A 13,579-nucleotide genomic window follows, 5' to 3' on the forward strand; every position below is an offset into this window, starting at 1 on the left:
GCTGCCGCGCCATCGCGGCTGAGGGGATCACGCGTGGCTGTCGCGATTGCTCTCCCCGTCCAGCGGCCCCATATCGCCGCCCATGCCACGCATCGTCACCGACGCCCGCCAGTTCACCGCCGACCGCGCCTGGGGCGCGCGCGACCTGGCCGAGATCGAGGGCGCCAGCGTGCGGCTGCACTGGACGGACCAGCCCTACAGGTGGCACGTCAACAACGGCGCAGAGGTGTTCCTGGTGCTGGACGGGCAGGTCGACATGCACTGGCGCAAGGACGGGCAGGAGCATGTCCAGCGCCTGGGCCCGAGCGACATGTTCCTGGCCGACGTCGGCGACGAGCACGTGGCGCGCCCGCTCGGCGAGGCCCGGATCCTCGTGATCGAGAAGAAGGGGTCTGTCTGAGGGCGGCCCGGCCGGTCAGAACAGCAGGCGCGCGCGCGCGGTGACGATCACCGGCAGGCGCGTGGTGCGCTGCTCGCGGAAGGCCACTACTCCGGCCGAGCGCGGGCCGCTGAAGACGGTGCGGTCACGGGTGCGCTTTCGGGCGGTGAAGTTTTCGAACTGGAAGCGCATGAGAACGTCGGGCCGAGGGACCCAGTCCCAATAGAACTTGTAGAGCGGGTCTTCCTCGATCCGGCGGATCTCGTTGATCCGGTAGACGGTGCTCTCGAAGCCGTAGCCGGCCTCAAGGCCAACGGTAGAGCGCCACTCCGGCAGGCTGCGGCTGATCTCCAACTGCGCTTCGAAGGGCTTTTCGCCGGATATGCGGCGGCTCTCGCCGGTGACCGGATCGGACACCTCGGACTGTCGCCAGGTCCCGGTCACCCGCACCACGGCGGCCGGCAGCCCCAGCCGCTCCGTCGGGAAGGATACATTCAGCGTGGCCACGTCGCGGGAGCCTGAGCCGATGTTGCCCGGCGCGTCGAAGCGCCCGGCGATCGGGATCAGGTCGACGACGTCGTCGACCTCGGCATGGCTGACCGTCAGGACCGCGGCGCCCGTGCCCCAGAAGCGCCGCTCGACGGCGCCCTCGAAGAGCCAGGACGTTTCGGGCTCCAGGTCGGCATTGCCGGCGTTGACGGCGTCGTCCTCGAAAGCCGAGTTGGCGGCGAAGTCCTCGAAGTTGAGCTGGCCCACCTCGCGTTCCACCCGGGCCCGGATCTGAGTGGCGCCTACGGTCCAGGCGGCCGACGCGCGCGGCTTTGCGAAGCTGAGGGTCTTGGACTGGCTGACGCCGCCGGTCTGGCGGATGGTCGAACTTTCGTAGCGCAGACCGGCTTCCAGGCTGAGGCCGGGCGCCGGACGCAGGCTGGCGGTGGTGAAGAGTTCGCCGCGGTCCTCCTTCACCTCGACGTTGGCCGACGGCAGCGCGACCGGGACGCCGTCGACGGAGAGCGCCGAGCGGGCGTCCAGGGTGTTGAGAGCGCCTTCGCCGCCGGCTTCGAGCTCGCCCCAGGCAAAGGACCGGCGCAGCGAGGCGCGGGCGATGCTCTCCTCGGCGACCGACCGCTCGGTCGAGGCTTGACGGCGCGTGCGGCCGGCCGAGCTGGCCTGGATCGTCGTGCGCTCGGTGCGGGCGAGCGCCAGCAGGCGAAGGGACAGCGTGTCGCTCAGCTTGCGTTCGTAGTCGCCGCCGATTTCGTACTCATGGTCGCGCTCGCCGACGCGCGTGGTCTCCGAAAACGCGGCGCCCGCCGATGTCGTCAGGGCGCCGATCTCGCGCCGCTTGATGCTCTGGCGCTCGGCCGAGGCGTTCATCCGCAGAAGCGAGCCGTCGCGCTTGTACTCGCCCGCGGCATTGGCCGTGACCGACTGATCGCGGATGCGCGCGTCGAAGTCGCCCCCCTCGATAAGGGCGCCCGTCGGCCCAACCCGCCGCAGCGCGCCGTCGCCTGAGTCGGTGCCCAGATCCCGACGGCCGCTCACCTGGGCTTCGGCGCTGAAGCCCGGCCCGCGCCAGCTGAGCTCGCCCCGCACGAAGCCGCCGGCGAACCCGCTCGCATAGGTCTTGCTGAAGAGGTGGAGGGCCTGATCGGACGAGGTTCCACCCTTGCGCACCACATTGGCCACGACGCCCTGGCCCTGCATGTCGATGCCCGGCGCGCCGCCGCGGATCACCTCGATCCGCTCCACCGATCCCGACGGAATGCGGGAGAGAACCGAGTCGATGGACTGGGACTTGGAGGCCGGCCGTTCGCCGTCGATCAGCACGTTGCCGCCGCCGCCCGTGCCGCGCGAGCTGTCGCCCTTGTCCAGCACGAAGCCCGGCGTCCGCTCGATCATCTCCCGGGCCGAGGTGATGCGCATCTCCTCGTAGTAGCTGGCGGGATAGGCGACGACGCCGGACGACGCCGACGCGGGCTCGGGGGTCTGTGACCGCGCCGGCGTTGCGCCGACCAGGATCGCGGCGCCCGCCAGAGCTGTTGCCGCGCGACTGCAGGGGAGGGGAAACGCCATGTCGCTCGCGGCTATGCCGGGCGTCGGCGACCGGGTCCAGACCGAGGCTGTGCCGTAGCCCCAAAAGTTGGAAAGCCGACCGAGAATCGAACTCGGGCGCCCGGATTTGGAGTCCGTCAGCGGGTTGAGGGTTCGGCGGGTCGCGGGAGACGCGGGACCCGCCGCCGTTTACGATCCGCGGTCAGGCCAGCGCCGCGCGTCGCCGACGCAGCGCGGATCCCGCGAGGCCGAAACCGCCGATCATCAGCGCCCATGTGGCGGGTTCTGGAATGCCGCCAGCGGCGACCGTGCGGCTGAAGTCACAGCTGTCGTCGCCATGCGTGCACGTCGCGCCGAAGGGACTGAAGGTGCGGAACACGAAGTCTCCGTTGGCGTTCTGGCCGTAAGCGTCGATGGTGATGGCTGTCTCGTAGAAATTGTAGACGCCCGCCGCCGCAGGGCCTCCGGACGGCGTTGCGACCAGCCACAGGAAGTCGAGGGACTCGCCGCCGTTGAGCGTGAAGTTCAAGGGGGCGGGCTGGAAGTCGAACGCGTACTCGCCGCCGCTGCAGCCCGTGGGGAAGAAGGACCCGCCGCAGCCGTAGTACCCGCCGATGCCAACACCGTAGGCTTGGTTCAAATCGATCCCGGCGTCGGCGATCTCCGCCAGGCTGGGCCCGCCGGATGTGACCTGGCCGAACTCGTCGACGCTCAGCGCCACCGACGTCTCGTCTAGGGTCAGCCGCAGGTAGACTTGGATGATGTCGTTGGGACCCGCTGTTCCGTTGGGTTGGACGAACGAAAGACGGCCGGTGGCCAGTGAAGATTGCGCCGAGACCGCACCAGCGGCGAACAGCATGGCGGCGCCCGCCAGAGCCCCCAGCGTGAGACCTTTGAGAGACATCCTGTTACTCCCTGAATGGACCGGAGCGGTGACCTCTGCGATCAGCTCCCCAAGCTGTAGACGACAAGGCTAGGTCGCGGTTCAGGTCTCCGCCATGGAGCGAATGCTTCATTTGATCTGTAGAATCGTCACGATTTCAGTAGAATGTTCAATCTGTTGGGGAGTATTTCCCCAGGCAGGGGAAATGTTCCGGCGAATAGAGCAAATGCTCTATGTCGCGCCCCTCGAACATTGGGCAGTCTGTTGGACGGCATGGGCGAGCGAGCCGAGCGGGACAGTCCGGACAGTTTCAATGAGACCATTCTGGGTCTCTATGAGGACGTATTCCGGCTCGCCGTGGACCGGTTCAAGGAAGACTCCCTCGCGCGGCTGAGGGACGTCATCCCCTTCGACTCCGCGATCTGGGGCTCCGGCGCGGAGGATCCCCAGCTGATCTTCGGCATCGCGGCCTGCGATTTCCCGTTCGAGCGGCTGGTCGCCTATTCGGTCCACTGGCAACGGCACGACGTCCTGAGGTCGGCCGTGTCGCGCCGGCCGGGCGCGTGCCTGCGCAACGAGGACCTGGGCCCGGTCGAGGACCACTATGCGTCCGAGATCTACCGTGAGTTCTGCGGCCCGTCAGGGATCGAGCACGCCATGGGCGTCACCCTGATCGACCCTGTGACCAACGTGGGCGAACTGGTGTTCCTGTTCCGCGCCGACCGCTGCGCGCCCTTCAGCGATCTCGAGCGGGACCGGCTGGCCCAGATCATGCCGCACCTCGTCGCCGCTTGGCGGCACCGCTTGCTCTGGCATGTGGCCGGCCATGCGCGGACGGCGGATCTTTCGCCCGGGGGGCTGCCGGGCGGGCATGCCGTGGTGGACGGCGCCGGACAGGTGCACGCCTCGGACGCCGCCTTCGGGCTGCGCATGCGCGCCCTGTTTCCAGACTGGCTGGGCCCGCGACTTCCGCCGGACCTGCTGGCCGCCACCACGGGCGCCGCGACCAGCGTGCGGGTCTGCGGACAGACCTTCCGCCTGCACCGGGGCGGGGACCGGCATATCCTCAGCCTGGCGGCGGAACCCGCTCTGCCCCTCTCGCCGGCGGAGGCGCGCGTGGCCGAGCGGTTCGCCAGCGGCATGACCGCCCCCCGCGTGGCGCTCGACCTGGGGATCAGCCGGGCCACCGTCCGCAACCATCTCACCGCGATCTACGAGAAGCTGGGCGTCCACTCGAAGGTGGAACTGGTCCGCAAGCTGGCCGAACTGCCTCCGGGCTGACCGACGCGGCGGTTTTCGGTGCGTCTAGAGGTAGATCGAAGTTTTGGAGGCCCGACCGAGAATCGAACTCGGGTGCACGGATTTGCAGTCCGCTGCGTCACCACTCCGCCATCGGGCCGCCTGAGGCCCGTCAGGGCCGCCAACCGACTTGGAGCGCGACGGCGGGCCGTCATGCTCCAGAGGTGAGGGGCGGGTTGCTAACAGAACGGCCCTTAGGCCGCAATTGCCTTCCCGTCGCGCGGGCCTATAACCCGCCGCAAGACGTACGCCGTATCGTGCAAGGATTCCCGATGGCCGACTTCGCCGCCGCCCGCCTGAACATGGTGGAAAGCCAGGTGCGCACCCAGGACGTGACCGACGTGCGCATCCACGACGCCATGCGCGGGCTGCCCCGCGAGCGGTTCGTGCCCGAAACCAAGTCGCACCTCGCCTATACGGACATCGAGGTGGAGTACGCCCCCGGCCGCTGGCTGCTGAAGCCGCGCGACGTGGCCAAGCTGCTGCAGGCGCTGCGGCCGATGCCGGGCGAGAAGGTGCTGGCGATCAGCGCGCCCTATGCGGCGGCGGTGATCGAGGAACTGGGCGGCCAGGTGACCCGCGCCGAGGCCGGCGAGGCGCTTCCCGGGGACGGCTACGACATCATCGTCTGCGAAGGCGCCGTGACGCGCGCGCCCGACGGGTGGACTTCCGCGCTGGCGATCAACGGCCGCCTCGGCGTGGTCGAGCGGGACGGTCCCGTCGGCAAGGCCGTGCTGATCGTCCGCGCCGCCGAAGGCGTGGGCCGCCGCGACCTGTTCGATTCCTTCCCGCCCGTGCTGGCCGGTTTCGAGGCGCAACACGGTTTCGCCTTCTAGTTGGGCTTTGAAACACCCCCGAAACGGCGGCGTGAAAAAAGCTTAAGATGACGGAGCTTGGTCCAATCGGCAGACGGAAGCATATAAGGCTGCGTCTCTCGCGAGATCGGGGATAACGAATGTCGATGAACTTCCGTGGCCGCCTGTTGGCCGCGACTGTGTGTGCCGGCGCTCTTGGCGCCACTGTCCCGGCCTCAGCTGAGACCTTGGCTGACGCTCTGGCGCTGGCCTACCAGAACAACCCGACTCTCCAGGCCCAGCGCGCGACGCAGCGGGCGCTGGACGAAAGCTATGTGCAGGCCCGCACGGGCTGGCGACCGACCCTGGGCGCCCAGTTCACAGCCCAGTGGGCCGAGACCCAGACGCCGATCGCCGGCCGTGGCGTCGACCTTACCGGCGACGGCGTGCCCGACAGCTTCGGCGCCGGCGGCGTTCGTCGCTCGAACCGCGGCACGGCCGGCCTCAGTTTCACCCAGCCGCTGTGGACCGGCGGGCGTACGGCCGCTTCGGTGAATGCGGCGAACGCCGACGTTCTCGCCGGGCGTGAGAACCTGCGTCGGATCGAGGCTCAGGTGATGGCCTCGGTGATCACCGCCTATTCCGACACCCGTCGCGACCAGGAAGCCCTTCGGATCCGCCAGGAGAACGTCAACGTCCTGACGCGCCAACTCCAGGAATCGCAGGCCCGGTTCGACGTGGGCGAAGTGACCCGCACCGACGTGGCCCAGTCGCAGTCGCGCCTTTCGCAGGCCCAGGCGCTGTACCAGCAGGCGGTCGCCCAGCTGGCGATCACGCGGGCCCAGTACGCGACGCTGGTCGGTCAGAACCCCGGCGAGCTCGCGCCCGAGCCGTCGCTGGCCTACCTGCTGCCCACGGATCCCGACGAGGCTTACAAGGTCGCCGAGGCCCAGAACCCGCAGCTGCGCGCCCAGCAGTACCTGGAACAGGCCAGCCGCGCCCGTGTGGCCGGCGCGCGCGCCGAGCGCATGCCCACCGTGTCGGCCAACCTCGCCGTGCAGCACAACGGCCTGATCGACCCCTACGACCCCCGCGACAACTTCGGCCGTACGGTCAGCGCTCAGATTACTGCGACGGTGCCGCTGTTCACCGGCGGTCTCGCCTCGTCGCGCATCCGCCAGGCGGTAGAGCGCAACAACGCCGACCGGATCACGGTCGAGGGCGTGCGTCGCAACGTGATGCAGGGCGTGACCCAGTTCTGGAGCCAGCTGATCGCCTCGCGCGCCAACATCGCGTCGGCCGAGGAGCAGGTCCGCGCGGCGCGAATCGCCGCCGAGGGCACGCGCCAGGAACAACAGGTGGGCCTGCGCACCACCATCGACGTGCTGAACGCCGAACAGGAGCTGCGCCAGGCCGAGCTGAACCAGGTGACGTCGCGGCGCGACGAGTACGTGGCCGCGGCCAATGTGCTGGCCACCATGGGCCGCCTCGAGGGGCGCAATCTGGTGCCGAGCTCGCCGCAGTACGACGCCGGCAAGAACTTCCGGAAACTGCGACTCACCTGGGGCTGGGTGCCCTGGGAAGAGCCGGTCAGCATCGTCGATGGCCTGGCGACGCCCTGGCCGTCGGCGAAACCGAGCGAAAAGCCGCTGGAAACCCCGATCGCGCCGGGGTTGCAGCCCGGTCCGGCGGCGCCTGCGCCCCGTTGACGCTCCGTTATCCGCGGAAATTGCAAGGACGGCCCTCCGCGCATAGGCTCTAGAGTCAGATTCACACCGCGGCGGCAGGGCGATGTCCGAGACGAGTTCACAAGAACCGACGATGGAGGAAATCCTCGCCTCCATCCGCCGCATCATCTCCGAGGATGAGGCGCCGGCCGAGGCTCCGCCGCCCGTGCCCGAGCCTGAGCCGATCGCCGCGGCCCCGCCCGCGCCCGAGATCGAGATTCCCGTCGACGATCAGATCGCCGCGATCCGCGAGGCGGCCGGCGTCGCGCCGGAAGAGGATGACGACGACGGCGATCTGGAACTGACCCAGGTCGTCGAGACCCACGGCGATCTCGACTTCGTCGCCACCGAGCCGGCGCCCGCGCCGCCGCCGCCGCCGCCGCTGCCCGAACCGATCGCCGAAGCGCCGGCGCCCGTGGGCGAGGGCCTGGTCAGCGCGTCGGTCGCCGCGGCCACCGCGGCCACCTTCGGTCGCCTGTCGTCGGGCATCCTGATGCCGGCCGAGGGCCGCACGCTGGAGGATGTGGTCCGCGAGATGCTGCGGCCGATGCTTCAGCAGTGGCTGGATGAGAACCTGCCGGCCATTGTCCAGCAGGCCGTCGACGCCGAAGTCGATCGCATCTCGCGCGGCCGAGTACGCTGACCCGAGTTTCCCTCCCTTGAGGGGGAGGGACAGCTCGCCGGAGGCGAGCAGGGTGGGGGAGTGTGATCCTCCCCGACCTCAGCACTCCGGCCCACGCCTCCCCACCCTGGCCGCTGACGCGGCCTGTCTCTCCCCATTAAGGGAGGGAGAGCTTCCGATCATGACGGCGCGTGTGTATTCACGCCCCCTCAGACTGACTGGCCCAAAATGCTCGACAAGACCTTCGATCCCAAGACCGCCGAACCGCGCCTCTACCAAGCCTGGGAGGCTTCCGGGGGCTTTGCGCCGACCGACGACCCGAACGCCGAACCGTTCTCGATCGTGATTCCGCCGCCGAACGTGACCGGCTCGCTGCATATCGGGCACGCGCTGAACAACACGCTGCAGGATGTGCTGATCCGCTTCGAGCGGATGCGCGGGAAGGCGGCCCTGTGGCTGCCCGGCACCGATCACGCGGGGATCGCCACGCAGATGGTGGTCGAGCGCCAGCTGGCCCAGGCCGGCAACCAGAGCCGGCGCGACATGGGCCGCGACGAGTTCGTCGCCAAGGTCTGGGAGTGGAAGGCGCAATCGGGCGGGACCATCGTCAACCAGCTGCGCCGGCTGGGCGCGAGCTGCGACTGGAGCCGTGAACGCTTCACCCTGGACGAGGGCCTGTCGGCCGCTGTCCGCAAGGTGTTCGTCCAGCTCCACAAGGAGAAGCTGATCTACCGCGACAAGCGGCTGGTGAACTGGGACCCGCACTTCCAGACTGCGATCTCGGACCTCGAGGTCGAGGCGCGCGAGGTCGACGGCCACTACTGGCACTTCGCGTATCCGCTGGAGGACGGCTCGGGCGAGATCGTCGTGGCCACCACGCGGCCGGAGACCATGCTGGGCGACACCGCCGTGGCGGTGCATCCCGATGACGAGCGCTACAAGGCCGTCGTCGGCAAGGCCGTGCGGCTGCCGATCGTGAACCGTCCGATCCCGATCATCGCCGACGAGTATCCCGACCCGGAAAAGGGCTCGGGCGCGGTGAAGATCACGCCGGCGCACGACTTCAACGACTTCGCGGTCGGCAAGCGCCACAACCTGCCGATGATCAACATCTTCGACGACTTCGCGCGGATCAACGACAACGCCCCGCCCGAGTACCGCGGCCTGGACCGCTTCGAGGCGCGCAAGAAGGTGATCGCGGCGTTCGAGGAGCTAGGTCTGCTGCGCGAGGTGGAGAAGACCCGCCACACCGTGCCCCATGGGGACCGTTCGGGTGTGGTGGTCGAGCCCTACCTGACCGACCAGTGGTACGTCGCCGCCGACGTCCTGGCCAAGCCCGCCATCAAAGCGGTGGAGGCGGGCGACACCGTCTTCGTGCCCAAGAACTGGGAGAAGACCTACTTCGAGTGGATGCGGAACATCCAGCCGTGGTGCGTCTCGCGCCAGCTGTGGTGGGGCCATCGGATCCCGGCCTGGTACGGCCCGGACGGCAAGGCGTTCGTCGAAGAGACCGAGGCCGAGGCCCAGAGGAAGGCCGACGAGCACTACGGCCGCCCGACACCGCTGAAGCAGGACGAGGACGTTCTCGACACCTGGTTCTCGTCGGGCCTCTGGCCGTTCTCGACCATGGGCTGGCCCGAGAAGACGTCGGACCTGGCGCGCTTCTATCCGACCCACACCCTGATCACCGGCTTCGACATCATCTTCTTCTGGGTCGCCCGGATGATGATGCAGGGCCTCCACTTCACGGGCGAAGTCCCGTTCAAGCGGGTGTTCATCAACGCCCTGGTCCGCGATGCCTCGGGCGCCAAGATGTCGAAGTCCAAGGGCAACGTCCTGGACCCGCTGGAACTGGTGGACGAGTTCGGCGCCGACGCGCTGCGGTTCACGCTCACCGCCATGTCGGGCCAGGCGCGCGACATCAAGCTCAGCCGCCAACGGATCGAGGGCTACCGCAACTTCGGCACCAAGCTGTGGAACGCCAGCCGGTTCTGCCAGGTGAACGGCTGCGCACGTGCCGAGGGCTTCGACCCGGCTTCGATCAAGGCGCCGCTGAACCGCTGGATCGTGGGCGAGACCCAGCGCACGGCCGCCGCGGTCACCGCGGCGCTGGACGGCTGCGGCTTCGATGAGACCGCGAACGGCCTCTACCGCTTCATCTGGAACCAGTTCTGCGATTGGTACGTCGAGCTGGCCAAGCCGCTCCTGACCGGCGCCGACGAGGCCGCCAAGGCCGAGACCCAGGCCACCGCCGCCTGGGTGCTGGACGTGATCCTGAAGCTGCTCCACCCGGTGATGCCGTTCATCACCGAGGAGCTGTGGCAGCAGACCGCCGACCTGGGCGCCGCCCGGGCCGAGAGCCAGCTGATGACCGCCCGCTGGCCCGACCTGCCGGCCAGCCTGGTCGATGCGGCCGCCGACGCCGAGATCGGCCTGATCATCGATACGATCACTGAGGGCCGCTCGGTGCGTCAGGGGCTGAACGTGCCGCTGTCGGCCCAGCCGCCGCTGCTGGTCATCGAGGCCCGTCCCGAACAGCGCGCGGTGCTGGGCGCCAGCGCGGCCCTGGTCGCGAGGTTGCTCCGCGTGTCGGGCGTCGAGTTCGTCGACGCCGCGCCCGCCGGATCGATCCCCTTCGTCGTCGACGGCGCCACCCTGGCGCTGCCGGTCGCCGAGTTCATCGACATCGCCGCCGAACGCGCCCGCCTCACCAAGGAGGTGGCGAGCCTGGCCGGCGAGATCGAGAAGACGGCGAAGAAGCTCGGCAACGCCGATTTCGTCGCCCGCGCGCCGGAAGAGGTGGTCGAGGAGAACCGCGAGCGTCTGGCCGATGCGGATGCGGCGAAGGCGAAGCTGGAGGCGGCCCTGGCGCGGCTGCAAAGCGTCTGAGACGTGACTCCGAGAACGCCGGTATAATTCCAATATTCAGTATACTGGGTATGTGAATTGCATAACCGGTAGGGCCTTTACTAAGTACGGCATTGACGACGGGCCTTGGATCGGTCCAGCCTCCCCCAGAGAAGCGCAGAAAAAACTAAACGCGCTCAATCCGCTGCTGGGGAGGCAGTCAGAAATGAAACTCAGGAATACGCTACTCGCGTCCAGCGTTCTGCTGGGCGTCTCGCTCGCCAGCGCTGCGGCGCAGGCGCAAGAAGCCAACATGATCGAAGAGCTGGTCGTGACCGCCGAAAAGCGGGAACAGAGCCTGCAGGACGTGCCGGTCGCCATCTCGGCCTTCACCAGCAAGCAGCGCGACCTGGTCGGCATCTCGACGGTGCAGGACCTGACGAACTTCACGCCGGGCTTCGTCTACCAGTCGTCCAACGACCGGGCCAGCATGCGCGGCATCGGCCGCCTGACCAACGTCCACGCGGTGGACGGCGCGGTCTCGATCTACATCGACGGCCTCTTCACCACCTCGACCGTGCTGGCCGGCGGACCTCCGCTGGACGTCGACCGGGTCGAAATCCTGCGCGGCCCCCAGGGCACGCTCTACGGCCGCAACGCCATCGGCGGCACGGTGAATGTGATCTCGGTCCGTCCCACAGACGAGCTCTACGCCGAAGTCCGCGCCATCGCTGAGAACTACGACTTCACGAACTTCCAGTTCGCGGTGTCGGGTCCGATCGCCGAGAACCTGCGGATGCGCGTCTCGGGCTACAAGCTGGACCAGCGCAAGGGCTACTTCACCAACGTCAGCGGCGGCCCGTCGGAAGGCAGCAAGCGCGACGAGTACCAGGTCCAGGCGCAGGTCGAGGCCGACCTGGGCGAGAACGCCGAGCTGTGGGTCTCGTACAAGACCCTCGTCTGGCACAACCGCGGCGGCCCCGGCGCCCGCGCCGGCTATCTGGCCGACCCCTACGAGACGGGCCGCACCGACCCGAACTTCTCGATCGTCTACAACTCGGCGCACGGCTACTCGAACGCGATCGTCCCGGGCAGCCTGCGTCAGTTCAACGGCTCGACCGTCACGTCCAACCCGGCGCAGCTCGACGAACACGACTTCAGCACCAACATCCCGCAGCGCGTGCGCCTGCGCGACGTCAACTCTCTGACGGCGAACTTCGTCTACCACCTGCCGTCGATCGACGTGAAATACGTCGGTGGCTACCAGGAGTATAAGTACGACCTCTACGGCGACACCGACGCCACGACGGTCCAGTCGTTCCAGATCCCGCTCGCGGCCAACTCGATCTGCGGCACCGTCGGCGCGCTCTTCGCGGCCGGCCGGTCCAGCGTCAACTGTTCGCCGCTGACCGTGAACGCGAACAACGGCTACCACTACTTCGAGTACCCGAAGTGGTTCAGCCACGAGATCAACTTCTCGTCCAACGGCGACGGGCCGGTCCAGTGGATCGTGGGCGGCTTCTACTACAACGAGAAGTACACCGGCACGGGCAGCACGGCCGACTTCTTCCTGGTGGGGCCGTCCAGCCTGCAGACGCCCATCCTCGGCGCCGCGCCGAACCCGCAGAACTTCTGGTCGACCGGCAACTACGCGCTGACGACCCGCAGCACAGCGGCGTTCGGTCAGGTCGACTGGCAGGCCACAGAGACCGTCAAGTTCACGGCGGGCCTGCGCTACACCAAGGACAAGAAGTTCGGCACCGAGTTCCGCCGCATCGTCTGTAACTCCGACGCCTGCTATCCGGGCCTCTATCCGGCTCTGGGTCTGGCCGGCTTCGGACCCGGTACGGCGGCCAACTGGGGCAGCCTGCTCGGCAACCTGGCGGCGCTGCCGGCGGTGGGCCAGGCGCTGGGTCTGGGCAACGCCCTGGCTCCGCTGGGCGGTCTGGGCAACGGCGCCATGGACCTCACCGACACCCTGGCCCCCAAGAGCACCGCGGGCCTGATCGAAGGCGTGAAGACGCCGTCGGTCTGCACGGGCACGCCGCAGGTCTGCCGGCAGTACACGATCAACCCGGCGACGGGCGTGGCCAGCCGTGACCTGTCCGACACCTCCGACGCCTGGACCGGCACGGTGGGCGTGCAGTGGGAGCCGGATGACGACACCATGGCCTATGCCCGCTACAGCCGCGGCTACAAGGCGTTCGGCTTCTCGGCCGGCGGCTTCCTCGCGGTCCCCAAGGCCGACGAAGAGACGGTCAACTCGTACGAAGTGGGCCTGAAGAAGAACTTCTCGCGGGTTCAGTTGAACCTGGCGGCGTTCTACCTCGACTACCGCGACCTGCAGGCCCCCGTGGCCGTGCGCGTCGGGGCCACCAACGTCACCCAGTTCGTGAACATCGCGAAGTCGGTGTCGAAGGGCCTCGAGGCCAGCGTGATCTGGCAGCCGATCCAGCCCCTGCGTCTGACCCTCGACTACGGCTGGAACCCGACCAAGATCAAGAAGAGCCTCCTTCTGGTCGACGTGAACGACAACATCAACACCGCGGCCGTCAGCGTGGTGGGCAACAGCCTGCCGCAGGCGCCGGAGCACAAGCTGGCGCTGAACGCCGGCTACACCTTCGAAACGGATCCGGGGAGCCTGACCCTCGGCGCCACCTACCTCTACCGGTCCAAGTCGTACGCCAACGTCTTCGAGCGTCAGTACAACTCGGCCCCCAGCTGGGATCAGGTCGACCTGCGCGCCCTGTTCGCGCCCACCGGCAACAAGTACACGGTGATCGCGTACGTGAAGAACGTGTTCAACGAAGACGGATACGCCGCCGCGGTGGCGGCCTCTCAGCGCAACGTCGGCCTCCCCAACGGCGCCCGGGTGTTCGAGCTGACCCCGCCGCGTCTCTACGGCGTCGAGCTGCAGTACCGCTTCTAGGGATCGCTCGCCCCGAAGGCTTCCTCTTCGGGGCGATGCGAAGA

The 13,579-nt window shown here is 68.3% G+C and carries 9 protein-coding genes and 1 tRNA gene; 7 read left to right on the plus strand and 3 right to left on the minus strand.

The window, feature by feature from the left end:
• Positions 1-82 precede the first annotated feature (82 nt).
• Entirely contained in the window at positions 83-400 is a 318-nt protein-coding gene (locus ACQ66R_RS23135; RefSeq protein ID WP_430425963.1) for a cupin, read from the plus strand.
• Between the two features lie 15 nt (positions 401-415).
• Here ACQ66R_RS23135 and ACQ66R_RS23140 read toward each other — a convergent pair whose 3' ends face one another.
• Positions 416-2,455: a TonB-dependent receptor plug domain-containing protein gene (locus ACQ66R_RS23140; RefSeq protein WP_430425965.1), complete on the minus strand. Its 2,040-nt coding sequence runs from the start codon at positions 2,453-2,455 to the stop codon at positions 416-418.
• A gap of 181 nt (positions 2,456-2,636) precedes the next feature.
• Positions 2,637-3,338 carry a PEPxxWA-CTERM sorting domain-containing protein gene (locus ACQ66R_RS23145; protein ID WP_430425967.1) on the minus strand — a complete coding sequence of 234 codons (702 nt, stop codon included), beginning with the start codon at positions 3,336-3,338 and terminating at the stop codon, positions 2,637-2,639.
• 252 nt (positions 3,339-3,590) lie between these two features.
• On the opposite strand from ACQ66R_RS23145, the gene ACQ66R_RS23150 reads away from it, so the two are divergent.
• Positions 3,591-4,598, plus strand: a complete 1,008-nt coding sequence (locus tag ACQ66R_RS23150) for a helix-turn-helix transcriptional regulator (RefSeq protein WP_430425969.1) — start codon at positions 3,591-3,593, stop codon at positions 4,596-4,598.
• Between the two features lie 44 nt (positions 4,599-4,642).
• Here the strand turns inward: ACQ66R_RS23150 and ACQ66R_RS23155 are convergent.
• Positions 4,643-4,716 (minus strand) — tRNA-Cys (locus tag ACQ66R_RS23155).
• Positions 4,717-4,888: 172 nt separating this feature from the next.
• Between ACQ66R_RS23155 and ACQ66R_RS23160 the strand changes: the two genes are divergently transcribed.
• From ACQ66R_RS23160 to ACQ66R_RS23180, 5 genes are all read left to right on the plus strand, one after another.
• Positions 4,889-5,452: a protein-L-isoaspartate O-methyltransferase family protein gene (locus ACQ66R_RS23160; protein ID WP_430425971.1), complete on the plus strand. Its 564-nt coding sequence runs from the start codon at positions 4,889-4,891 to the stop codon at positions 5,450-5,452.
• Positions 5,453-5,571: 119 nt separating this feature from the next.
• The gene (locus tag ACQ66R_RS23165) at positions 5,572-7,119 is read left to right on the plus strand and encodes a TolC family outer membrane protein (RefSeq protein WP_430425973.1); all 1,548 of its coding nucleotides are present in this window, start codon (positions 5,572-5,574) and stop codon (positions 7,117-7,119) included.
• Positions 7,120-7,231: 112 nt separating this feature from the next.
• Positions 7,232-7,780, plus strand: a complete 549-nt coding sequence (locus ACQ66R_RS23170) for a DUF2497 domain-containing protein (protein ID WP_430425975.1) — start codon at positions 7,232-7,234, stop codon at positions 7,778-7,780.
• A 207-nt stretch (positions 7,781-7,987) separates the two neighbouring features.
• On the plus strand, positions 7,988-10,648 hold the full coding sequence (locus tag ACQ66R_RS23175) for a valine--tRNA ligase (protein ID WP_430425977.1): 2,661 nt from the start codon (positions 7,988-7,990) through the stop codon (positions 10,646-10,648).
• A gap of 184 nt (positions 10,649-10,832) precedes the next feature.
• The gene (locus ACQ66R_RS23180) at positions 10,833-13,535 is read left to right on the plus strand and encodes a TonB-dependent receptor (protein ID WP_430425979.1); all 2,703 of its coding nucleotides are present in this window, start codon (positions 10,833-10,835) and stop codon (positions 13,533-13,535) included.
• The last annotated feature ends 44 nt before the right edge of the window (positions 13,536-13,579 follow it).

Source organism: Phenylobacterium sp., assembly GCF_965284355.1.
GTDB lineage: Bacteria > Pseudomonadota > Alphaproteobacteria > Caulobacterales > Caulobacteraceae > Phenylobacterium.

Excerpts from the sequence above, each read along its gene's own strand:
- ACQ66R_RS23165 (WP_430425973.1), top strand. The coding sequence starts at position 5,572 with ATGTCGATGAACTTCCGTGGCCGCCTGTTGGCCGCGACTGTGTGTGCC.
- ACQ66R_RS23175 (WP_430425977.1), top strand. The coding sequence starts at position 7,988 with ATGCTCGACAAGACCTTCGATCCCAAGACCGCCGAACCGCGCCTCTAC.
- ACQ66R_RS23170 (WP_430425975.1), top strand. The coding sequence starts at position 7,232 with ATGGAGGAAATCCTCGCCTCCATCCGCCGCATCATCTCCGAGGATGAG.
- ACQ66R_RS23135 (WP_430425963.1), top strand. The coding sequence starts at position 83 with ATGCCACGCATCGTCACCGACGCCCGCCAGTTCACCGCCGACCGCGCC.
- ACQ66R_RS23160 (WP_430425971.1), top strand. The coding sequence starts at position 4,889 with ATGGCCGACTTCGCCGCCGCCCGCCTGAACATGGTGGAAAGCCAGGTG.
- ACQ66R_RS23180 (WP_430425979.1), top strand. The coding sequence starts at position 10,833 with ATGAAACTCAGGAATACGCTACTCGCGTCCAGCGTTCTGCTGGGCGTC.
- ACQ66R_RS23140 (WP_430425965.1), bottom strand. The coding sequence starts at position 2,455 with ATGGCGTTTCCCCTCCCCTGCAGTCGCGCGGCAACAGCTCTGGCGGGC.
- ACQ66R_RS23145 (WP_430425967.1), bottom strand. The coding sequence starts at position 3,338 with ATGTCTCTCAAAGGTCTCACGCTGGGGGCTCTGGCGGGCGCCGCCATG.
- ACQ66R_RS23150 (WP_430425969.1), top strand. The coding sequence starts at position 3,591 with ATGGGCGAGCGAGCCGAGCGGGACAGTCCGGACAGTTTCAATGAGACC.